Raw genomic sequence first — 21,242 nt, 5'->3', positions numbered from 1 at the left:
ACCCCGTACAAAAGTGCTCCCCCGCGTAATGGTAGTTTTTAGCGGACAGCAAAGGGGCTAAGATGCGCCAGAATTCCCATCAGGAAACCGGACATGCGCCTACCCGATTTCATCAGGCAACACGTAGACCGTATCGTCGATGAATGGGAGCAGTTCGCCAGCACCATTACCCCGGCGGCCGAGCACATGGACAAGGTCGCCCTGCGCGATCACGCCAAGGTCATTTTGCTGGCCGCCGCGCGTGACATGACCACCGCGCAAACCTCCAGCGAACAGATGGCCAAGGCCAAGGGCGAAGGCCCGGAAAAAACCCCGAGCCTGGACGAGGCCGGTGCCAGTCATGGCGAACTGCGGCATACCGTGGGGTTTGATCTGGTACAGATGACATCGGAATTCCGTCATTTGCGTGCCTGCGTCATCCGTTTGTGGGTCGACAGCCTGGCGTCTCCGGACATGGCCTATTTCCAGGACATGATCCGTTTCAACGAAGCCATTGACGAAGCACTCGCCGAATCCACCGCGGCCTACGCCGAGCAGGTCAATCGTTCGCGGGATATCTTTCTGGCGATCCTGGGGCATGACCTGCGGGCGCCCTTGCAAGCGGTGAGCATGTCCACCGAATTACTGCTGCGCAAAGCCAAGCTTGAAGGCGATGCGCTGACCTGCGCGGTCAATATCAAGCACGGCGCGCGGCACATGGCGGCGATGGTAGGCGATTTACTGGAGCTGGTGCGCAGTCGCCTGGGTAAAAGCCTGCCGATCGAACGGGCCCCCATGGACCTGGCCGATGCCGCCCATGCGGCGATTGCCGAAGCCTGCGCCGGTAACCCCGAGTGCGATCCGACGGTCCACGTAAAGGGTGACACCCGAGGCGCCTGGGATGCCGGACGAGTGAGTCAACTGTTGCAGAACCTGGTCGGCAACGCCTTGCAGCATGGGTTGAACAAGCGTGACGTGACGGTGACCCTGACGGGCGAGCCGGACACGGTTCGCCTCACGGTGCATAACTATGGCGCTCCGATCCCCGAGGAAGCGATCGGCACGATATTCGATCCGCTGGTGCGCAGCGCTGACGAGCAGCTCGGCCAACCCTCCACCAGCCTTGGTTTGGGGTTGTTTATCGTCAAGGAAGTGGTCGATGCACACGGCGGGACGATCGAGGTCAGTTCCAGCGAAGCGGACGGCACGCTGTTTACCGTGGTGTTGCCGCGCAAGGTTTAATACCACGGACCGCGTCATCGTTCATCGCCAGCAGGCTCGCTCCCACAGTTGACCGTATTCCTTCTGGAAGAACCCGATCCAATGTGAGAGCGAGCCTGCTCGCGAAGGAGCCGTGTCAAACGACACAAAACCAGCAGAACACTACTCGACGACCAACCGCCCCAACCGCTGCTTGAGCATGCGATTCTCCGCCCGCAGCTGCTGGACCTCTTCAAGCAGGTCCAGCGCCAGGGCGACGCCTTCCCACTCCAGCTCCAGATCGCGCCGCAGCTTGGCGGCGCGCTTGGCCAGAGCCAGCTCGTAATCGTTGAAAACCCAATCCTTGGGCTGCTTGCCCTGAGGTTCGAGGATGCCGTGCTCGACGATTTCGATCACGTAGACGTCCGACAGCTCGGTCGCCTCACAGAATTCTGCCATGTCCAGTTGAACGATCAGGGGCTTGCTCATGATGGGCTACTCCGTCTCTTGGATCAGAAATTTTCTCTCGGGTCGAAAGCGGCTTTTTTCGCCAGTTCTTCCCACAGCGCCTTGACCTCGTCGCTCGAAGTCTTGGGCATCACGGCTTTCAATTGCACGAACAGGTAGCCTCGCTCGCCCGCCTTGTTCAGCAGACCGTGCCCCTTGGCGCGCATGCGCTGGCCGTTCTGGCTGCCGGCCGGGACCTTGAGGTTGATCTTGCCGGTCAGTGTAGGCACGGCGACTTCGGTACCCAGCGCCAACTCCCAGGGCGCCAGCGGCAAGGTAATGATCAGGTTCTCGCCTTCGACGTCGAATTTTGGGTGCGGCGCAAAGCGAATGATCAGGAACAGATCGCCGTTGGCCCCGCCACCGATGCCCGGCGCCCCTTGGCCCTTGAGGCGGATGCGCTCGCCGTCGGTCACACCGGCCGGGATTTTCACGTTCAGGCTTTTGCTGGTGTTGCTGACGTGCTGGCCGGCCGCGTTGTACTGCGGCACCTGGAAGGAGACCTTCTTCGACTCGTTCGACAGGCTTTCTTCCAGAAAAATCGGTAGTTCCATTTCCACGTCTTGCCCTCGGCGCCCGGCACTGCGGCCCGACTGTCCACCACCAAAACCCGGACCACGGTTGCCGAAGATCGAACTGAAGAAGTCCGAAAAATCGCCCGTGTCCTGACCACCGCCGAACCCACCGCCGCCACGGCCCTGCCAACCTGGCGGCCCCTGGAACGGTTGGCCGTGCTGGCCGTATTTGCGCAAGTCGTCATATTCGGCGCGCTTGTCGGCACTTTTCAGCGCTTCATAAGCTTCCGAGGCGTCCTTGAACTTGGCCTCGGCGTCCTTTTCCTTGCTGACATCGGGGTGGTATTTGCGCGCCAGTTTCCGATAAGCCGCCTTGATCGTCTTATCGTCCGCGGTCGGTTCCACACCGAGAATCTTGTAATAGTCTTTGAAGTCCATCTAAGGATCACCATCCGTTATCGATATCGCGCCGTCACCGTAGTCTGCGCGTATTTCCAGGCGCCGGGTTGACCGATCTCAAGTTTGTGACCGGGTAGCGCGTCAGAAGTTTATCGGCAGCAGTGGGCGGTTCTTGCGACCGTCCGATGGCTGCCAGGCTCAATGCAGACAAGTTTGGGGCATCCGGCCATCTTATCAAGGCGCCATTGGTGTATTTAGCGGATAGTCGGCCTTCGAATCTGCGCCGCACTGACATACACTGCGCGGCCGTTTTTTAACCGGAACCTGAAAGTCATGAAAAACGCATCTCCAGCCCGTGCCTGTGGTATCGACTTCGGCACGTCCAACTCCACCGTCGGCTGGCTGCGCCCCGGCATGGAAACGCTGATCGCGCTGGAGGACGACAAGATCACCCTGCCGTCGGTGGTGTTCTTCAACATGGAAGAACGCCGCCCGGTGTACGGTCGGCTGGCGCTGCACGAGTACCTGGAAGGCTACGAAGGCCGGCTGATGCGCTCGCTCAAGAGCCTGCTGGGCTCCAAGCTGATCAAGCACGACACCAGCGTCCTCGGCACGGCGATGCCGTTCAAGGACCTGCTCGGGCTGTTTATCGGCCAGTTGAAGAAGCGCGCCGAGACGGCCGCCGGTCGGGAATTCGAGGAAGTGGTGCTGGGCCGCCCGGTGTTCTTCGTCGATGACGACGAAATGGCCGACCAGGAAGCCGAGAACACCCTGGTGGACGTGGCGCGCGCCATCGGCTTCAAGGATGTGTCGTTCCAGTACGAACCGATTGCGGCGGCATTCGACTACGAGTCGACCATCGAAAAGGAAGAGCTGGTGCTGATCGTCGACATCGGCGGTGGTACCTCCGACTTCTCGCTGGTGCGCCTGTCCCCGGAGCGCCGCACCCACGACAACCGTCACGACGACATCCTCGCCACCGGCGGCGTGCACATCGGCGGGACCGACTTCGACAAGCAGTTGAGCCTGCAAGGCCTGATGCCGTTGTTCGGCTACGGCAGCCGCATGAAGAGCGGCGCCTACATGCCCACCAGCCACCACATGAACCTGGCGACCTGGCACACCATCAACTCGGTGTACTCGCAGAAGTCGACCCTGGCCCTGGGCAGCATGCGCTACGACATCGAAGACACCGGCGGTATCGATCGCCTGTTCAAGCTGATCGACCAGCGCGCCGGACACTGGCTGGCCATGGAAGTAGAAGAAACCAAGATCCAGCTGACCCACGCCGACAGCCGCCATGTGCCGCTGGACCGCATCGAGCCGGGCTTGAGCGTTGAGCTGAGTCGCGCACTGTTCGAGTCGGCCATCGACAACCTGCTGGAGCGCGTGCGCAACAGCGTGACCCAACTGCTGAACGACGCCAACGTGCGGGTCGATCAGGTCGACACGGTGTTCTTCACGGGCGGTTCGAGCGGCATTCCGGCGCTGCGCCAAAGCGTGTCGGCGATGTTGCCGAATGCGCGGCATGTGGAAGGGAACATCTTCGGCAGCATCGGCAGCGGGTTGGCGATCGAGGCGATGAAGCGTTACGGCACGATGGACTGATTCGCAACCCGAGGAAGTGATCGTTCCCACCACAGAGCGTGGGAACGATCATGGGGTGGTTACACCATTCCCACCTGCTTCAACTCGCTCTTCAGGTACGCGTAATAAATCGGCCCCGCCACCACCCCCGGCAGGCCGAACGCGGCCTCGAACACCAGCATTGCCAGCAGCAACTCCCACGACTTGGCACTGATCTGCCCGCCGACAATGCGCGCGTTGAGGAAGTATTCGAGCTTGTGGATAAAAATCAGATAACCCAGCGCCGCCATGGCGACCCAGATCGACAGCGACAAGCCGACGATGGTGATCAGCGTGTTCGACATCAGGTTGCCGATCACCGGTAACAGACCGAGCAGGAAGGTCAGCACGATCAGGGTTTTGGTCAGCGGCAGCTGGACGCCGAACATCGGCAGGATCACCGCCAGGAAGATCCCGGTGAAGAAGGTGTTGAGCAGGGAAATCTTGATCTGGGCGAAGACGATGTTGCGAAACGCCTGGACCAGCAGGTGCAGGCGGTCGAACAACGCGGCAGCCAGCGGCTTACGCTTGGTCACGTCCGGTATGCGCTGCAAGGCGATGATCGCCCCGAGCACCATGCCGATCAGCAGCGTCACAAACATGTGCGCCGCGTCCTTGCCGACCAGTTGCAAGTCGCTCAGGTGCTTGCTCATCCACTCGCCGATGGCCACGCGAAACTCCGCGGCACTGGCCGGAAGATAGGCGTCGATGAACGGCGGCAGCTGCCCGCGCGCGCGGTCAACCACGTGCATGAATTTGTCGAGCGATGCGCCCGGGTTTTCCGCCTCGTGCAGCAAAAAGCTGATGGCGCCGGCAAAAATCAGGGTCAACACGCTGACCACTAACGTCCCCAGCAACGCCACCGCCAGCCAGCGCGCGCGTCGACCTTCGATCAGCCGCTGCAACTGCGGGGTGAGCATGTTGACCAGTTCGAACACCAGCAACCCGGCCAGCAGGCTAGGCAGCAGTCGCAGCGGGATCACCAGCAGCAAACCACCAAAGATGATGACCCAACTGATCAGCAGCAAAACGTGGCGTTGAGAAAACGTTGGCATACAGCCTCAAAACGAACGACGTAAAAGGATTGGCAGTCTGCCAGCGTTCGCAGGCCAGCACTAGGGATTGTGTAGGGCGACCTTAGTGGGGCGTGGGCGATTTTTTATAGCGGCCATGCTGGCCCCTTCGCGAGCAGGCTCGCTCCCACATCAGTCCTGCGAACACAGTTCCATTGTGGGAGCGGGCTTGCTCGCAAAGGGGCCCTCACAGCCACCACAATCTGCCGCCCGTTATGACTCAGTTATTTATTTTTTCTTCAGGCAATCACTCATGAACGCTTTGCGCTCGTCACCCTTAAGCGCTTTGGTCGCCGCATCGGCGTTGCAGGTTTTCATTTTCTCTTGCTGAGGGGTCAAGGTCTTGGCGTCATTGGCGGCCGGTGCCGCCTTGAGGCAGGTGCTCATGAAGGCTTTGCGCTCGTCGCCCTTGAGGCCTTTCGCGGTAGCGTCAGCGTTGCAGGTGGTCATCTTGTTCTGTTGCTCAGTGGCGGCGAAGCCCTGGGCACTAAGCAGCAAACCGATCATCAACAAAGGGACACGCAACATCATCATGGAGTTTTCTCCTTGTTGCCGCACCGAGGGGCGCGGCCTCAATCTGGAGTGTAGACAACCCCTGTTACACATTCATCCACCGACGCAACCGATGGCCCTCAATCAGCCTCCGATTCCAGAAGATCTTTAAAGGCTTCCCGGTATCGCTGATAAGCATCAACCCGGTTATCAATGACCGACGCGGGCATCCGCTCGAACAAGACCGGCGTGCCCCCTCGACCGCATAAGTCTGTCCAAGCTCACGCAACGACGTCCATTGGGCATATGCCGCACCCTCCTCATAGAGCTTGTTGATTTTTATCTGCCGGAACGTGTTCGCCTCGGAAACCGCAGGCAATACCGCCGGCCCTGGCGCGGCTTCATTGATAAAGGCGTACTCGGCCACGGCCGGCCCGGGGGTCAGTGTGGTCACCGGCGGCATTTCGAAATTGAAGTGTGCATTGCTGGCCAAGTGCGCTGCGGGAAATTCCGGCCACGAGTCAGCGACGACCAGAGCATCAAGATTGCTCAGATCATCTCCTATCACTACATATTGATGATCAAAACGGGTGGCCCTGACAATGTGAATGCTGGACGTCCGGGGCTGGCTGGCGAGAATCGAAAACGTGACCTTCGAGTTCTCCGAACAATTCCCGCCCTTGATATCAATGGCTTTGCGAGCGGCCTCAGCGGTGGTCAGTTTTGCGGAGAACCCGCCCTCCTCAAGGTCCATCCCTCGCAGGCCTTTGATTTTGGCAATCGCCGAACCGCCGTTTTCCCACATGCTTGGCAACTGATTCCCCGATAACGGCAGGAGCTCCTTGGCTCGATAGATCGCGTCCTGCGCCATTTTCAAGTTGGCCATGGTTTGAGGCGATACCTGAACCGGCCCTTCGGTCTCGACCACAGCCTGGGAAAACCACTCCCCATAGCTGCTTAAATCAGCCAGCTCCGGACTTGGCGTTACACCGTTCTCCCGGACTGAATGTAACAGCGCCTGGTAGGCATTGGCCCGCCCGGTCTGTTCCAGATTGCGCGCATTCAACCCCAGGTTTCGTTCCAGTTCCGTGAGCGGCACCAGGCCCTCTTTGGTAAACAGGCGCCCGGTCAACGCGTTGAACTGCTCTGGCAGCATCAGCTTCTGCAGATCAGGCAACGCCTCGATACTTTGGACGATCCGCAGGCCTGGCCCGGCCTCTCCGGTCGCATTGGCTGCGTTCAGCGCCTCGAAAAGGTCGAAAAGATAATCCTGTGGAAGGCTGTCGTGAATCAGTTTCAGGCCGCGCAGATAATCGAATCGCTTGAATGCCGAAACAGAAGGATGGAACGCTACCGTGACCAGGTCGCTGTATTGGCCGCCGATGTCTTCCAGGACTGCACGTTCGCCGCCCGCGCCCGGCGAGCCACCACGCAGGCGCATCAATTGAGGATCGTAAGTGAGCGGATCAAGAACCGGCAGACCGTCCAGCACCTTCAGCAACTGATAGGGCTGCAATGCGTTGTCGCGCAGGGCCAGCTTCAGTTTGGCCCCCTGGCCGATATAGATGTTCAGCGCGTTACGCTCGGCGTCCGGCAACGCCTGCAAAATAGCGGAAAACAGATCCATGCCCGAATGCAGGGCATTTGCGTCTTCGTCATAAGCGACGAATGTCGAGTCATGAAGCTCGACGAGCGTACGGCGAATCCCTGCGTCGTCCTGGCCGATACTGTCGAGCAGGGTTCCGTCGTACTCGAACCGTCGGACCTCAATGCGCACATCGGGATTCCAGCCGCGAAGATGCTCAAGGGAGTGCAGCGCCAGCCGGTCCATGTCGGGACTGTCGACCGAGTCGAGGTAAAAACCTTCATAAGCACGGCTCATGCGCACGTCTCGCAGCGCCCAACGCGCGAGGTTTTCCAGCCTTGCGGGCAACTGCCCGCGCTCAATCGCCTGGACTTCGGAGGGCGTGGCGATGGACAGCAACTCCCGGGCGACAGTGCCAGGCAGGCCCGGCACTTGGGCCTGGATCGTTTTTGCGCTGTCACTCGTGGCAGCTTCGACACGACGATAACGTGCGTTGAACAGCGACGTGCGCTTGCTCCTGGCCCGTATCGCCAACTCGGCCCGCAGATTTTTGGCGTTCAGTTCCAGCGTGCTGGGCGTGATATGGAACTCGACGTCCAACAAGGTGTTCAGTTGTGCTTCATCCAGGTGCGATAACAGCGTCTTGAGCAGATCGACGTCAGCCAGACGATTGCTGTTTATCTGGACACCCGGCCCGCCCGCGCGACCGATGACCCGAAGCACTTCGCCCCTGGCGTCTACCAGCTCAATAGCATTGCCGGGCCACAGACCATCGAGCAGCTGAAATTGCATCTCGGGATCGGCGCTTGAGTAATCTTGCGCACGCTCGCTGCCCATCTGCTCGATGAAGGTCTGGATGTCACGGTCGATACGAAACCGGGTCACGGTATCGCTGAGCAACGGCGATGGCCGCTCATTGTCGGCATACATTTGGCGGATCGCACTGGCATCGGTCTGGCTGACCGTGCGGATGTCGCCGTAGGCATCGGCCAGTTCACCCATGTCCGGGCCGAGTCGCGCCATCAAGGTCGAGTCATCCCACCTATGGGGTTGCTCGCCTTCAATCACGAAGGCACCTTCGCCGTTGCTCTCCACCACGGGTTGATAGGCGTCGGAGCGGGTCGGATGTTTAACCCTGTGTTTACCGTTCTGTGGATCTTTCGTCAGTTCGAAGTGCCGGGTGTCCAGCTTGAGAATCGGCTTGCCCTCATGCCGGTGCAGCCAGGTTTCATCAGGCTTTGAATCCGCAGTCAGGGTCAGGTTTTGTTTTTGATAGGGCTCAAGGTCGCGGCTCCACAGGCGTTTGGCGCCGTTGGCGAGCGTGACCGGTGTTGTCGACTCGATGAACGATGACAACTTGGGCAGTACCACCTCACTGCCGATTTTCATGCCGCCGGCGAAGGCCACCAACTGGACCAGGCTTTCGACAAACCCAATGATGTGCTCGGCCCCTTCCAGATAGAGACCTTCAGCCAAATCCACAATGCCTTCGACGACCTCGCTGACCAACTGATAAACCATGTAACCCATCATTACCTCGCCCACAAAGGGTATGAAAGGCCCCACCACCATTAACGCGGCATTGAAGACGTCGGAAAGCATTTTTTCCAGGTTGTCGAACCACGCCCAACGCTCCATACGATCGGCATCTTGCGTCGAAATGACCATCTCCCGGGCGTCGTTCAGGATTTTGTTTTGCTGTTGCTGGTAGAGATAAAGCCAAGGGTCGCCCGTAAAAAAGGTATGGATGTCGTTCTCGAACCGAACGTGCTCAAAGTGCAGGCGCGGATTCTCGATGGGCGTTTCGCGCCATACCGGCTGATCGACGCCCGGAACTTTGTCGTGTTGGGTTATTTCCACCAGCGCGGCATTGAGTGCCGAGAAGAAGCGCCCCCGTTGTTGATGGTCGACAAAACGGCTGAAGAACTGCTGATAACTGTTTGTGGAATTCCTTGGGGCATCCCGCAATTGGCGAGTGAGCTCACGGGCGAACTCGGCCTTCGAGGCGTACTCTTTCAGTGGATGCTCCGGGTCATGTGGCACATAGACAATGACTCGCCGGGCGGCGCTGTCGTGGATATGCAGATCAGGGGCGATCAGCACGATGCCTCTCAACTGGACATCGAGAATTTTCAGCTGATAGTAATGAACGGGAAGGCCATCCATCTTCCACGCTTTAATATCCTTGAGCAGGCTTTGTACGGCCAGGTAGCCACTGGCCGAGATGTCATTTTTAAGGCTGGCCAGATACAGGGCTGCTTTTAACGCAGCCTTTTGGCTTTTTATGACTGTTTGCTGCACCACACTACGCACCAGCCCGTCGACAGGGCGCACATAGCCTTCAAGATGGGCTTTATAGTGAGCGCCGATATCCAGAGTGCGGCAAAGTGTCTTGAATTGGTCGACACTCATGTTGTAACGAACACCGGTTATATCGAATCGATTCGATTTGTCCGGCCGGGTAATAAACTGCGAATCAGAAGTTAATACTTCTTTATCCGAAAAATTATGTAATGCCGCATCCAGCAACGAAACAATGCGCGATTCCACGCCGTTATTGAAATTGTTGGCCCAAGGGGATAAATGGGGCGGAGAAAACAACTGCAAGAAAGTTTCCTTTACATCGACGTCTACACCGTATTGATCTTTCAGCGCCTGACGAAGCAGCGGTTCAGCAAAGGCGTAGACATCTTGCGTCTCGCTCAGCATCTGGTCGACATCGTTTTGTGCCCGCCAGCTTTCCTCCGAGGCGCGCTGCAGGGCTGCGAGCTGCATCGGTGAAGCGGTGCTAATCCATTCCGGAAGTGGGGCTATCACGGTTTTTAACGCGCTGATTCTGTGGGGTGAAGTTTGGCGCATCCATTCCGGGATAGCATTTTTTATAAGTTCGTGATGTTTGCTTTTTTGTTGTATTGCGGTTGCTGATATTTCATCGATCCGGATTGAAGTGGTCACATTGATACTCTGCATAAGTTTGCTGAACAGAAACGGCTTATGCAACTAGCGTACAACGTTAATCACTCAATCAAATGAAGTTCAATTCCGATTAGCCTGTAAGAAACTTCACCACTTAAAACTTCTAACATCCACTGACTTATTTATCTCAGATAATTCGTTGCCGACGATATTGCTCAGGCGTACACCCGGCCTGACGTTGAAACATCGCAATAAATGCCGAACCGGTGCTGTAACCCATGTCGAAGGCAATGTTTTGAATGCTGCGTTGATTGTCCAGCGCTTCGATCGCCGCGAGGAAACGCAAGCGTTGCCGCCACTCGCCGAAACTCATGCCCAGCTCACGGACAAACTGCCGCGCCAAGGTGCGTTCGCTGACATGAATCTGCGCAGCCCAGTGCGCCAATGGCCGATTGTCCCCGGGCTCGGCTTGCAGGGCTTCAAGTATTACGAGCAATCCCGAGCTGCTGGCGTAAGGCAAATAACACTCCTGGATGGGTGCCAGTTGCAACTGGTCCACCAACACCTGCGCCAGACGTTTGTCCGCATCGTGGTCGGGAATTTTCACGTCGCGGGCGGCGAAGTCCTTGAGGATCGCCTTGAGAATGTCGCTGATTGCCAGCGTGCACGCTTGTTGTGGCAACGCGGTGCACAACACCGGCGCCAGGCAGACCGCGCGATAGTTGATCGGTTGATTGCTGTAGAAACTGTGCTCGGTCTGTGGCGGCACCCACACCGCGTATTGCGGCGGCGACATGAAGCGGCTGCTGCCAATTTCCATGTGCAACACACCGTTGGCCGAATACTCGAGGGTGCCCCACGGGTGACGGTGGGTCGAGGCATATTCATGGGTGTCGAAGTCGGCATAACGGAAATAGACCGGGGACGGCAATTCTGCGAACTCGAGCAGGTCGATGTGTTTACTGGTCATGCTGTCCGTCATCAAGGGCAGGTTGTCTGGATTGAAGTATAGGCTTGCATCCAGACAGGCGGATAATCGCTCCTCACTAACGCTGATGGTTTTTCTGATGCAATACGCTTATCCCCTGCTGGCCATTTTCATTTGGGCTGGCAACACCGTGATCAACAAACTGGCGGTCGGCGCGATCTTCCCCGCAGAAATCGGCTTCTATCGCTGGCTGCTGGCCGGGATTCTGTTCACGCCGTTCATGCTCAAACCGGTGATCGCGCATTGGCCGCAGATTCGCCCGAACCTGGGCAAGATTTTCATCCTTGGCGTGCTCGGCATGGCCGTCTATCAGAGCCTGGCGTACTTCGCCGCAACGCTGACTACAGCTACCAACATGGGGATCATCTTGTCGCTGATGCCCTTGATGTCGCTGGCCATGGCTATCGTCAGCCTCGGTCAGCGCCTGACTGCGGGCGCATTGGCCGGCGCGGTGTTGTCGTTCGCCGGCGTGTTGGTGGTGGTGTCGTCCGGCAGCCTCGGCGCACTGCTTGAGCACGGCGTGAACCTGGGCGACGCGATGATGCTGATCGCCACGCTGGCCTACGCGATCTACAGCACGCTGCTGAAAAAATGGCAGCTGCGCTTGCCGCCACTGGTGTTGTTGTATTTGCAGGTGCTGGTGGCGGTGGTGGTGCTGTTTCCGCTGTTTGTCGCTTCACCGAAGGTCGGACCGACCTTGCAGAATATTCCGCTGGTGCTTTATGCCTGTTTGCTGGCTTCGATGCTGGCGCCATTGGCGTGGATGCAGGCCGTGGTGCGCCTGGGACCGAGCCGGACCACGCTGTTTTTCAATTTGCTGCCGTTGATTACGGCGTTGATTGCGGCGGTGGTACTGAATGAACAGTTGGCGATGTATCACCTGGTGGGTGGGGTGTTGACGCTGGGTGGGGTGGTGCTTTCGGAGCGCTGGACTACCGTGTTGGGCCGTAAGGTCAGCGTTGCCTGACCCGACTTGCCCGCGAAGAACGATAACGCGGTCCAACTGACGTTTACACGCCAGCCGCTTTCAATCGGGCCGCATGCTCGACAAACAACCGCACCGGATCCGCCCCTTTCCCCACCAGCCCCAGCGACTGATTGACGATGTCGAAGTGATCCATCGGATACTCATCGCCAATCACCGTCCCCAAGTGCGAGCTGTAACGCCCGACCATCCCGTCGCAATGCCCGGTTTCGCGCACAAAGGTTCTGGCAAACAGCCGGCAACTGCGGTTCGTGCCGTCGAACCGGTTACCGCCGCGGTCCGTCTTGCCCGGTTGCAACGTCCCGGACCAGGAGTAATAGCGCACGCCGTTGACCTCTTCCGGCCCGTGCCCGCCCCAGGTTTCAGGCAGGCCCTGTGGATAACGCTGATTGAACAGCGCCACGCCTTGAGTGGTCAGCGAATGGTGTGAAGCCGGGATATCCACAGGCAACTTCGGCCCGCGATAGCCGGTTTCCAGCAGGCTCATCAACGCGCCGATCCAGCGCAACAACACGCTGAGAACCCGTCCTTTGAACGTGTCGGCCGGGTAATGCTTTTCCAGATAATCCGCCAGCTCCGAGCCATGATTCGGCCCTGCGACCGACGTGACGGACGCCACGCGATCCGGACGTTTGGCGGCCGCGTAACGGGCTGTGAGCGAGCCTTGGCTGTGGCCGATCAGGTTGACCTTCTCGGCCCCGGTTTCCCGCAGAATCTCCTCGATCCGCGCCAGCAACTGCTCGCCGCGCACCTCGCTGGAGTTGAGCGGCGAGACCTGCACCGCAAACACCGTCGCCCCACCCCGGCGCAACGCCGAAATGATCCCGTACCAGTACGGATACAGCACCAGACGGATAAACCCGAGCATTCCCGGGACCAGCACCAACGGATAACGCGTGGCAGAACCTTGCGACATGGACGGACATCCTTGTGATCGGTGAGATGAAGCAAGGCGCGATGCAAGACGTCAGCCAAGCATCGTCACCCAAGATGACAACTCGACGACCAGTCTATGACATCCACCCTACTTCAGCCCCACCACGCCTGCCACGATCAGCCCCACCGACACCAGTTTGATCGCCGTCAAGCTTTCACCCAGCAGCGCAAAGCCGAGAAACACCGTGCCCAGTGAACCGATGGCGGTCCAGATCGGGTAGGCGATGCTCACCGGCAACTCGCGCATGGCCAGGGTCAGGAAGTAAATCCCGCCGACGGCGGCCGCCACCGTGATCAGCGATGGCCAGAGCCGGGTAAAGCCTTCGGCGTACTTCATGCCCATGGCGAAGGTAACTTCGAACCCGGCGGCGATCAGCAGAAACAGCCAGGCCATCAGAACTCCCGGGCCAGCGTCAGCAAACGCTGCTCGGCTTCGGCCAGCGAAATCTCGAACGTGCGCTCGGCCGACTCTTCGCCTTCGGCGGCCACCACGGTGATGTCGGTGATGCCGATGAACCCCAGCGCAGTGCGCAGCAACGGATCGGCATGGTTCATCGCCTCCAGCTCGCCGCCCGGCCCGAAACCGAAGCCGCCGCGACTGGTGACGATCAAGGCTTTTTTGCCGTGCACCAACGGCTCGTACTGCGCCACGCCATTGTCCAGGGTGTGATTGAACGTCAGCCCGAGCCGCACAATCTGATCGATCCAGGCCTTGAGGCCGCTGGGTACGCTGAAGTTGTGCATCGGCGTGGAAATCACCAGCAAATCGTGACCGAGCAACTCGCCGACCAGCTCATCGCTGAACGCCAGGTCGGCCTGCATCGACAAGGGACGCGCCTGGGGCTCGGGGTAAAAGGCCGCGGCCACAAAGGCCTCGTTAACCGGCGGTATCAATGCCCGACCGATTTCCCGGCGAGTCAGCTGCGACTGAGGATGTCGCGCTTGCCAAGCGCCAAGAAACACTTCCGCCAGACGCCGGGAATGGGAACGCTCGCCACGGGGGCTGGCATGGATCGCAAGAATCTTGCTCATCTGAATCTCCTTAAGGGCTAAACTGCCTGTGGCTCGCAGATTGAAGCTCACAGCCGCCCTTCTTCAACTGAGTAGAAATCAGTCTGGATGAATCCATTTCATCCATGGAGTATTTGAATGTTTGCCTCGTTGCCGCTCACCGCCCTGCGCGCCTTCGAATCCGCCTCGCGCCTGCTGAGTTTCAAGGCCGCCGCCGAAGAACTTTCGGTGACGCCCACAGCGGTGTCGCACCAGATTCGTTCGCTGGAGAACTGGCTCGGCGTGCCGCTGTTCGAGCGGCTGCCACGGCAGGTGCGCCTCACCGACGGCGGCGAACGGTTGTTCCGCAGCCTGCACGGCGCGCTGCTGGAAGTGGCGCAAAGCGTCGACACCCTGCGCCCGCAACGCAGCGGCGCGAGCCTGACGATCTCCACCACGGCGGCCTTCGCGGCGTTGTGGCTGGTGCCGCGTCTGGGTCGGTTTTACGCCCGCCATCCGAACATCAACCTGCGCCTGGACACCCACTGCGAAGTCATCGATCTGCATCAGGACGCCAGCGTCGATTTGGTGGTGCGCTACAGCCTGGGTGATTACCCGAACCTTTATGGGCTGTGCCTGTTCGACGAATCGTTCGGCGTCTATGGCTCGCCCGGGCAGGTGGCCCTGGCGGCTGAGCGGGTACCCACGCTGATCAGCGTGCGCTGGCACAACTCCAAACTCTATGCCCACGGCTGGGCGGCCTGGTGCGCGCAGTCCGGCGAAAGTTGGCTGACAGGGCAACCGGCGGTCCGTGAATACGACGAAGAGCATTACGCCCTGCAAGCCGCGATCGCCGGGCAGGGGCTGGTGCTGGCGAGCAATATCCTGGTGTCGGAAAGCGTGGCCAACGGTTTACTGGTCGCCTACCGGGGCGAGGTCCAGGTCGATGGCGCCGGCTATAGCGCACTCTGTGTGCCGGGACGCGAACGGCATCCGCCGGTGCGGGCGTTTTTTGCGTGGCTGCGCGAGGAGGCGCTGCTGTCCGGGCATGGGTTGGCGTGACCATTTCGGGCGCTTTTTACGATGGACAAATGGCATAAAACTTTTCGCCGCGCTCATCACTCACACCTTAAGTAGCGATCACTTCCCCAGAAGGTGACGCAAACCGGATTAGCCTCCAGGAGAACGAGATGAGTGACATGCATTTGTCTGACGTAACCACCCTTCGCGAACGGGCCCGCAAGAACGTCGAGAACGGCGCGGTGACCGAAAGCTACAGCGCTGACCGTGAAGAAGTATTGCGCCTGCTGAACGAGTCGTTGGCCACGGAACTGGTCTGCGTGTTGCGCTACAAGCGCCACTACTTCATGGCCAGCGGCTTGAAAGCCAACGTCGCGGCCGACGAGTTCCTCGAGCACGCAACCCAGGAAGCCGAGCACGCCGACCGACTGGCCGAGCGCATCGTGCAACTGGGCGGTGAGCCGGAGTTCAACCCTGACTTGCTGTCGAAAAACTCCCACGCGCAATATGTGGCGGGCAATTCCCTTAAAGAGATGGTCTACGAAGACCTGGTCGCCGAGCGGATTGCCATCGACAGCTACCGCGAGATCATTCAGTACATCGGCGAAAAAGACCCGACCACCCGGCGCATCTTTGAAGACATCCTGGCTCAGGAAGAAGAGCATGCGGATGACATGGCTGACATTCTGAAAGATCTTTAGCGCCTTTCAGATCGCCTTCGCGGGCGAGCCTCGCGCCTACAGGTTTAGTATTCTCCTGAAGGAGCGAGGCTTACCCGCGAAGGCAGCCACACTGACACCCCATTATTTCGTTGGTTTAACGGTCACCGGCGCCTTGCCTGCCTTCATCTGTTCCAACAATGGCGCACACTGATTCGGCTCACCCCCACTCGGTGCCACCAACGCCAACAGCCCCGCCGCTGGCGCTGCAATCACGCCCAATGCAACCATCCCGGCGCCACGCAAAATCAGCGGCACCGCCTTCACGCCCGCATCCGGCTTGATGAACTTGCCCCGCACGTATAGCGGCGAGCGCAACGAAATCAACCGCCAGCCTTTGGATTCCGGGGTGATCGTCAGGTCCAGCTGCTCCGTCGCCATGTTCGCCGTGCCGTCGATATAGATGATCGCGTTCTCGGTATCGAAGACGAACAGTCGGGTGGTGGCCAAACCGGTCTTGATATCGAAGTCGGCCGCCGCGCAATTGATCTTCACTTCCTTGTCCCCAAAGATCTTGCCCACCACATAGTTGCCGACGTTGAGCCCGGCCAGCTCCATCAACTCGCGGCTGATGGCGCCATCGTTGATCAGCATTTTCAGGTTGCCATTGGCGCTGCCCAGCAGCTTGGCCACCGAGTTGCCACGGCCGGTGATGTCGGCATCACCGTTGAGTTCGCCGAAACTGGTTTTCATCGGTTCAAAGGTCGGGAACAGCTGCTTGAGCTTGAACTTGCGCGCGGTCAGTTTGGCCCGGCCTTCCAGCGGCTCGGTGCGGCCATTGAGGCGAATCTGCGCATCCAGGTTGCCGCCCGCCACGCCGAAACGCAGAGGCTCCAGACTGAGAACACCGTCGGTCAGCACCAGGTGCGTATAGAGGTCATTGAACGGCAATTTTTCGCTGTGGATGATGCGCTTGCCGGTGAATTCGACGTCGGCGTCCATGTCACGCCAGCGCTCGGTCTTGAACTCCTCGACCGGCAACACCTTGTCCGTCGGCTGCTTGCTTTCGCCGCCACGGGCCTTTTGCTTGGCGTTGGAGTCAGCGCCGATCAACGGGGCCAGGTCGGCGAACAGCAGTTGGTTGGAAACAAGCGAACCACTGAGTTTCGGCCTCGGCTGGCTGGCGACATAGGCCAGGCTGCCGTGGATGTCGCTCTCGCCGATCTTGCCGTTGAATGCTTCATAGCGGAACACCGCACCACCCGGCTCATGCAGTTTGGCGATCAAATGCCCGTCGGTCTCGTAGGGCGGCGTATCCGGCAGCGTCACACCGGTCAGCGGATAGAGATTGCCCAGGCTGGTACCGGCCAGTTTCAGGCGCAGGTCCAGGGCGCCGAGGTTCAGCGGATCGGTCAGCGTTCCGGCCAGTTCGACACTGGTATCGGCGATCTTCACTTGCGCCTGGAGCGGGAACGGCCTGGCCGCATCCTGCAATGCCAGCAACCCGCCGATCTTGCCTTCGCTCGCGAGTTTCTGATTGTGGTATTGGCCTTTGACCTTCAGCGCGAACGCGTAATCCTGGGGAGCCGCGCCTTTCTCCTGCGCGGTTTTTGCGGCTTTGTCGCCGACGATATCGCTGAATGGAATGGGTTTGCCCAACGGATCAATCAGCACATCGAGCTGAGTCTTGAGGTTCTGGTCGTCGAGGGTGACGTGGCCCTTGTCGAAGCCGATGGCACCGATATCCACCACCCAGCTCGAAGGCTCGGCGTTCGGGTCTTTGGGGTCGAACTGGAACGTCCAGTTGGCACGGCCATCGGCCAGGCGCTGAAGGTCGGCATTCGGCTCGGTCAGGTCAATACGCGGGATCACCACCCGTTGCGCCAGCAATGCCAAGGGTGAAATACGCAGCTCGACGCGTTTGAGGGTGACCATCTGTGGTTTTTTCGACCAGTCCGGGTTGCCCAGGCTCAGGTCTTCGGCCACCACGTGCGGCCACGGCACCCACGCCCGCCAACCGCCCTCGTCGGGCTCGCGCTGCCAGACCACCGCGAGGTTGCCATTAATGGCGAACGGACGATGCAGCTCTTCAGAAACTTTGGCGTTAAGGGGCGGTTTGATCCGGTTCCAATCGAAGAACGCGATGATCAGAACCAATACCGCCAGCAAGACAATCAGGCTGGCGAAGGTCCAGGTAACAATTTTACGAGTGCGCGTCATTGCACAGGGCTCCTGATACGACTGAGCGCCCTGACTGCGACGCACGTGTGAAACGACAGGCCAGAACCGGCCTGCCATGGAATCTACGACTGAAAAACGGCCCGCAGGTTTAACCGAAACATCGATTAATCCTCAAATAATCGACCGGGGAGAGACTGCCCCCGAATCCAGCGTTACCGCCCCCGCACTTTTGTGCGGCATCAGTGGGTCGAAAATACCCACTCCAGTGCAAAAGCGATCGCCGGAGACACCCGTTCTAGAGCGCTTCGGCAGAACAATCAATTCCGTTGATTATTACCATTGCGTTTATGAACTTTTATATCGACTTATCGAGAGTAGCATTGCCCTCGTACCCACTTTATCGCCCCCCAAGGAGCAACCCATCATGAAACGCCAATTACTGCTTAGCCTTACCCTCTCAATGCTGGCCAGCACCGCTTTCGCTCTGCCTGCTGCTGACCAGGCCACTCCACAAGTCAAAGACAGCCGCTCGGTGTTCAGCCAAACCGTCGCTGCCGATGGTTCCGACCGCACTCCACAAGGCCAGACCCTTGCCGAAGGTGGCAATGATCGCTTGAAAGAAAAAGGCCTGATCACTGAAGACGGTTATGACAAAACGCCACAAGGCCAGGTTCTCGCCGCTGATGGTTCCGACCGCACCCCAGGTCAAACACTGGCTGCCGATGGTTCCGACCGCACTCCAGGCCAAACACTGGCTGCCGATGGTTCCGATCGCACCCCAGGCCAAACACTGGCTGCCGATGGTTCCGACCGCACCCCAGGTCAAACACTGGCTGCCGATGGTTCCGACCGCACTCCAGGCCAAACACTCGCCGAAGGTGGTGGTGACCGTGTCATCGAACGCAACAGCGCTGTGAGCTGAGCCCATGGCGGCCCTGAAAAAAAGCCCAATCCCCGGATTGGGCTTTTGACTTTATAGGGTTTTGCCTCATTGGAAGTTGTACATCCCCGCTTGATCCCCCGATAGTCGTTCGACGCCAGCGAAGCCGATTTGCTAGAGTGCGCCGCTGTCCCTGTCCAGAAAAACACCCTTGCGATGCTGCCCCGCGCCGAACAGAAACAACAAACCCGCAACGCCCTGATGGACGCTGCCCGTCACCTGATGGAATGTGGTCGAGGATTCGGCAGCCTGAGCCTGCGCGAAGTGGCGAAAACCGCCGGCATCGTGCCCACCGGTTTCTACCGGCATTTCGCCGATATGGACGAACTGGGCCTGGTACTGGTGAGCGAAGTCGGCCAGACCTTTCGCGAGACCATTCGCCTGGTGCGCCATAACGAGTTCGTCATGGGCGGCATCATTGACGCTTCGGTTCGGATCTTTCTCGACGTGGTCTCGGCCAATCGCTCACAGTTCCTGTTTCTGGCCCGGGAGCAGTACGGCGGATCGCTGCCCGTGCGCCAGGCCATTGGTCGCCTGCGGGAAGACATCAGCTCGGACCTCGCGGCCGACCTGTCCTTGATGCCGAAATTGCAGCATCTGGACATCGCCGGCCTCAGCGTCATGGCGGACCTGATCGTCAAAAGTGTGTTCGCGACCTTGCCGGACATTATCGATCCACCGGCCGAGGCGCTGCCTGAGCACCTGACGCCACAGGCAAAAATCACTCAACAACTGCGCTTCATCTTCATCGGCCTCAAGCATTGGCAAGGCCTCGGCAGCACTGAATAAACCCTGTAGGAGCGAGCCTGCTCGCGATAGCGGAATGTCAGCCACATCAAATGTTGATTGTGCCGACGCTATCGCGAGCAGGCTCACGTCCACAAAACCAGTCAAGGCATCAATTTGGTGCCACCGAAAAATCCCCGCACCATTCCAGTTCAAAATCCCGCAACAGCCTGAGCCACCCACTACGCTCCGACAGGTATTTCCTACGTATCGCCCGATTGGCAAGCCCCTTGCTCTAGCCTGAACATCGTCCATTGCTGGAAGCCTTCCGATGCTGGTGATTCATCGCAGAATCGACCCTCAACCCGTCTGGGCCGCCGAGTTGCACCTGACTTTCGAGGCCCGGAGCAAAAGCCGTTTGCGCTGTTTCAGTGCCGAAGGCGAGGACGTCGGTTTGTTTTTGGAGCGCGGTCAGCCGCCACTGTATGACGGTGAGTGCCTGCAAGCCGAAGATGGGCGCATCGTCCGCGTCTGCGCCCGCCCCGAACAATTGCTGCATGTTACGTGCGCCAACGCGTTCGAACTGACTCGCGCGGCCTATCACCTGGGCAATCGCCACGTCGCCCTGCAAGTCGGTGATGGCTGGTTGCGCCTGCTCGATGATTACGTACTCAAGGCCATGCTCGAACAGCTGGAGGCCAACGTCGACAACATCGAGGCACCGTTCCAGCCGGAACACGGCGCCTATGGGGGCGGCCATCACCATTCCCGCCACGGCGACGAGGACTTCAACTACCCGCCGAAATTGCACCAGTTCGGCGTCCGGTTATGAACCCGGCCTGGGCGCTGTTGCGCCTGGCCAGTCCACAACTGCCGATTGGCGGCTACAGCTATTCGCAAGGCCTGGAGATGGCGGTGGATAACGGCCGGGTGAACGATGCAGACAGCGCGCGACGCTGGATCAGCGATCAGTTGTTGCTGAACCTGGCACGCTTCGAAGCGCCGCTGCTGCTCGCCCATTGCACCGCTGCCGTTGATGAGAACTGGGGCCAGTTGCTGCAACGCTGCGAAGAACATCGTGCCAGCCGGGAAACCCGCGAGCTGCATCAGGAAAGCCGACAGATGGGCTATTCATTGCAACAACTGCTCAACGGCTTGCCGGAACTCGATGCGCCGGCCCGCGCCTTTCTCCAGCAGCGCCCTGAGCCGCATTTGGCCCTCGGCTGGGCGCTTGCCGCTCGCGCCTGGCAGATCAGCCCGCAAGATGCGCTGGCGGCGTGGCTCTGGAGCTGGCTGGAAAATCAATTGGCGGTGCTGATGAAAACCCTGCCGCTGGGCCAGCAAGCCGCGCAACGCCTGACCAGCGAACTGCTGCCACTGCTGCAACAAGCCCAGCAGGACGCCACCCGAATCAACCCCGAACACTACGGCAGCGCCGCGTTCGGCCTGTCCCTGGCGTGCATGGCCCATGAGCGCCAGTACAGCCGTCTGTTCCGTTCCTAGGGCCTTTTTACTTGGAGAATCA

The 21,242-nt window shown here is 59.4% G+C and carries 19 protein-coding genes; 9 read left to right on the top strand and 10 right to left on the bottom strand.

What is annotated here, in order from left to right; genetic code table 11:
- Positions 1-93: 93 nt before the first annotated feature.
- Positions 94-1,221 carry a sensor histidine kinase KdpD gene (locus tag HP062_RS23735; protein ID WP_172792103.1) on the top strand — a complete coding sequence of 376 codons (1,128 nt, stop codon included), beginning with the start codon at positions 94-96 and terminating at the stop codon, positions 1,219-1,221.
- 141 nt (positions 1,222-1,362) lie between these two features.
- Here the strand turns inward: HP062_RS23735 and HP062_RS23730 are convergent, their stop codons facing one another.
- Both HP062_RS23730 and HP062_RS23725 read right to left on the bottom strand, forming a co-directional pair.
- Positions 1,363-1,668 (bottom strand): chaperone modulator CbpM, encoded by a 306-nt coding sequence (locus HP062_RS23730; protein WP_010464108.1) that lies wholly within the window; start codon positions 1,666-1,668, stop codon positions 1,363-1,365.
- A gap of 23 nt (positions 1,669-1,691) precedes the next feature.
- On the bottom strand, positions 1,692-2,639 hold the full coding sequence (locus HP062_RS23725) for a DnaJ C-terminal domain-containing protein (protein ID WP_010464109.1): 948 nt from the start codon (positions 2,637-2,639) through the stop codon (positions 1,692-1,694).
- Between the two features lie 294 nt (positions 2,640-2,933).
- Here HP062_RS23725 and HP062_RS23720 point away from each other — a divergent pair, with 294 nt between their 5' ends.
- Complete coding sequence (locus tag HP062_RS23720; RefSeq protein WP_077748947.1) at positions 2,934-4,208, top strand: Hsp70 family protein; 1,275 nt, start codon at positions 2,934-2,936, stop codon at positions 4,206-4,208.
- A gap of 59 nt (positions 4,209-4,267) precedes the next feature.
- Here the strand turns inward: HP062_RS23720 and HP062_RS23715 are convergent, their stop codons facing one another.
- From HP062_RS23715 to HP062_RS23700, 4 genes are all read right to left on the bottom strand, one after another.
- Positions 4,268-5,281, bottom strand: a complete 1,014-nt coding sequence (locus HP062_RS23715; protein WP_010464112.1) for an AI-2E family transporter — start codon at positions 5,279-5,281, stop codon at positions 4,268-4,270.
- A gap of 246 nt (positions 5,282-5,527) precedes the next feature.
- Entirely contained in the window at positions 5,528-5,833 is a 306-nt protein-coding gene (locus HP062_RS23710; RefSeq protein WP_010464113.1) for a PsiF family protein, read from the bottom strand.
- Between the two features lie 64 nt (positions 5,834-5,897).
- A complete protein-coding gene (locus HP062_RS23705; RefSeq protein ID WP_256665926.1) occupies positions 5,898-10,331 on the bottom strand; it encodes a dermonecrotic toxin domain-containing protein in 4,434 nt (1,477 codons plus the stop codon).
- 148 nt (positions 10,332-10,479) lie between these two features.
- Positions 10,480-11,262 carry a helix-turn-helix transcriptional regulator gene (locus HP062_RS23700; RefSeq protein WP_172792102.1) on the bottom strand — a complete coding sequence of 261 codons (783 nt, stop codon included), beginning with the start codon at positions 11,260-11,262 and terminating at the stop codon, positions 10,480-10,482.
- 97 nt (positions 11,263-11,359) lie between these two features.
- Between HP062_RS23700 and HP062_RS23695 the strand changes: the two genes are divergently transcribed.
- Positions 11,360-12,247 (top strand): DMT family transporter, encoded by an 888-nt coding sequence (locus HP062_RS23695; protein WP_010464117.1) that lies wholly within the window; start codon positions 11,360-11,362, stop codon positions 12,245-12,247.
- A 43-nt stretch (positions 12,248-12,290) separates the two neighbouring features.
- On the opposite strand, the gene HP062_RS23690 is transcribed toward HP062_RS23695, so the two are convergent.
- The 3 genes from HP062_RS23690 to HP062_RS23680 form a co-directional block, all read right to left on the bottom strand.
- Positions 12,291-13,181: a triacylglycerol lipase gene (locus HP062_RS23690; RefSeq protein WP_077748945.1), complete on the bottom strand. Its 891-nt coding sequence runs from the start codon at positions 13,179-13,181 to the stop codon at positions 12,291-12,293.
- Positions 13,182-13,289: 108 nt separating this feature from the next.
- Positions 13,290-13,595, bottom strand: coding sequence for a multidrug efflux SMR transporter (locus tag HP062_RS23685; protein WP_077748944.1), 306 nt, complete (start codon positions 13,593-13,595; stop codon positions 13,290-13,292).
- The gene (locus HP062_RS23680; protein WP_010464126.1) at positions 13,595-14,233 is read right to left on the bottom strand and encodes an FMN-dependent NADH-azoreductase; all 639 of its coding nucleotides are present in this window, start codon (positions 14,231-14,233) and stop codon (positions 13,595-13,597) included. Before HP062_RS23680 ends, HP062_RS23685 begins: the two co-directional genes overlap by 1 nt.
- A gap of 117 nt (positions 14,234-14,350) precedes the next feature.
- On the opposite strand from HP062_RS23680, the gene HP062_RS23675 reads away from it, so the two are divergent.
- Both HP062_RS23675 and HP062_RS23670 read left to right on the top strand, forming a co-directional pair.
- Positions 14,351-15,253 carry a LysR substrate-binding domain-containing protein gene (locus HP062_RS23675; protein ID WP_077748943.1) on the top strand — a complete coding sequence of 301 codons (903 nt, stop codon included), beginning with the start codon at positions 14,351-14,353 and terminating at the stop codon, positions 15,251-15,253.
- A 128-nt stretch (positions 15,254-15,381) separates the two neighbouring features.
- Positions 15,382-15,912, top strand: coding sequence for a bacterioferritin (locus HP062_RS23670; protein WP_010464129.1), 531 nt, complete (start codon positions 15,382-15,384; stop codon positions 15,910-15,912).
- Between the two features lie 102 nt (positions 15,913-16,014).
- On the opposite strand, the gene HP062_RS23665 is transcribed toward HP062_RS23670, so the two are convergent.
- Entirely contained in the window at positions 16,015-18,090 is a 2,076-nt protein-coding gene (locus HP062_RS23665) for an AsmA family protein (RefSeq protein ID WP_172792101.1), read from the bottom strand.
- Positions 18,091-18,475: 385 nt separating this feature from the next.
- Here HP062_RS23665 and HP062_RS23660 point away from each other — a divergent pair, with 385 nt between their 5' ends.
- From HP062_RS23660 to HP062_RS23645, 4 genes are all read left to right on the top strand, one after another.
- Positions 18,476-18,973, top strand: coding sequence for a hypothetical protein (locus tag HP062_RS23660; protein WP_077748940.1), 498 nt, complete (start codon positions 18,476-18,478; stop codon positions 18,971-18,973).
- 174 nt (positions 18,974-19,147) lie between these two features.
- Entirely contained in the window at positions 19,148-19,780 is a 633-nt protein-coding gene (locus HP062_RS23655; RefSeq protein ID WP_010464134.1) for a TetR family transcriptional regulator, read from the top strand.
- Positions 19,781-20,048: 268 nt separating this feature from the next.
- Positions 20,049-20,549 carry an urease accessory protein UreE gene (gene ureE / locus HP062_RS23650; RefSeq protein ID WP_010464135.1) on the top strand — a complete coding sequence of 167 codons (501 nt, stop codon included), beginning with the start codon at positions 20,049-20,051 and terminating at the stop codon, positions 20,547-20,549.
- Entirely contained in the window at positions 20,546-21,220 is a 675-nt protein-coding gene (locus HP062_RS23645; protein WP_077748939.1) for an urease accessory protein UreF, read from the top strand. The genes ureE and HP062_RS23645 overlap by 4 nt, the downstream gene beginning before the upstream one ends.
- The last annotated feature ends 22 nt before the right edge of the window (positions 21,221-21,242 follow it).

The organism is Pseudomonas sp. B14-6, assembly GCF_013260315.1.
In the GTDB taxonomy this organism is placed as follows: domain Bacteria; phylum Pseudomonadota; class Gammaproteobacteria; order Pseudomonadales; family Pseudomonadaceae; genus Aquipseudomonas; species Aquipseudomonas mandelii.
Note: the sequence above shows the minus strand (reverse complement) of the source record. Positions and strands in the feature narration are given on the sequence as shown.

Excerpts from the sequence above, each read along its gene's own strand:
- HP062_RS23725 (WP_010464109.1), bottom strand. The coding sequence starts at position 2,639 with ATGGACTTCAAAGACTATTACAAGATTCTCGGTGTGGAACCGACCGCG.
- HP062_RS23670 (WP_010464129.1), top strand. The coding sequence starts at position 15,382 with ATGAGTGACATGCATTTGTCTGACGTAACCACCCTTCGCGAACGGGCC.
- HP062_RS23680 (WP_010464126.1), bottom strand. The coding sequence starts at position 14,233 with ATGAGCAAGATTCTTGCGATCCATGCCAGCCCCCGTGGCGAGCGTTCC.
- HP062_RS23710 (WP_010464113.1), bottom strand. The coding sequence starts at position 5,833 with ATGATGATGTTGCGTGTCCCTTTGTTGATGATCGGTTTGCTGCTTAGT.
- HP062_RS23695 (WP_010464117.1), top strand. The coding sequence starts at position 11,360 with ATGCAATACGCTTATCCCCTGCTGGCCATTTTCATTTGGGCTGGCAAC.
- HP062_RS23675 (WP_077748943.1), top strand. The coding sequence starts at position 14,351 with ATGTTTGCCTCGTTGCCGCTCACCGCCCTGCGCGCCTTCGAATCCGCC.
- HP062_RS23685 (WP_077748944.1), bottom strand. The coding sequence starts at position 13,595 with ATGGCCTGGCTGTTTCTGCTGATCGCCGCCGGGTTCGAAGTTACCTTC.
- HP062_RS23655 (WP_010464134.1), top strand. The coding sequence starts at position 19,148 with ATGCTGCCCCGCGCCGAACAGAAACAACAAACCCGCAACGCCCTGATG.
- HP062_RS23715 (WP_010464112.1), bottom strand. The coding sequence starts at position 5,281 with ATGCCAACGTTTTCTCAACGCCACGTTTTGCTGCTGATCAGTTGGGTC.
- ureE (WP_010464135.1), top strand. The coding sequence starts at position 20,049 with ATGCTGGTGATTCATCGCAGAATCGACCCTCAACCCGTCTGGGCCGCC.
- HP062_RS23735 (WP_172792103.1), top strand. The coding sequence starts at position 94 with ATGCGCCTACCCGATTTCATCAGGCAACACGTAGACCGTATCGTCGAT.
- HP062_RS23730 (WP_010464108.1), bottom strand. The coding sequence starts at position 1,668 with ATGAGCAAGCCCCTGATCGTTCAACTGGACATGGCAGAATTCTGTGAG.
- HP062_RS23645 (WP_077748939.1), top strand. The coding sequence starts at position 20,546 with ATGAACCCGGCCTGGGCGCTGTTGCGCCTGGCCAGTCCACAACTGCCG.
- HP062_RS23665 (WP_172792101.1), bottom strand. The coding sequence starts at position 18,090 with ATGACGCGCACTCGTAAAATTGTTACCTGGACCTTCGCCAGCCTGATT.
- HP062_RS23690 (WP_077748945.1), bottom strand. The coding sequence starts at position 13,181 with ATGTCGCAAGGTTCTGCCACGCGTTATCCGTTGGTGCTGGTCCCGGGA.
- HP062_RS23660 (WP_077748940.1), top strand. The coding sequence starts at position 18,476 with ATGAAACGCCAATTACTGCTTAGCCTTACCCTCTCAATGCTGGCCAGC.
- HP062_RS23700 (WP_172792102.1), bottom strand. The coding sequence starts at position 11,262 with ATGACCAGTAAACACATCGACCTGCTCGAGTTCGCAGAATTGCCGTCC.
- HP062_RS23720 (WP_077748947.1), top strand. The coding sequence starts at position 2,934 with ATGAAAAACGCATCTCCAGCCCGTGCCTGTGGTATCGACTTCGGCACG.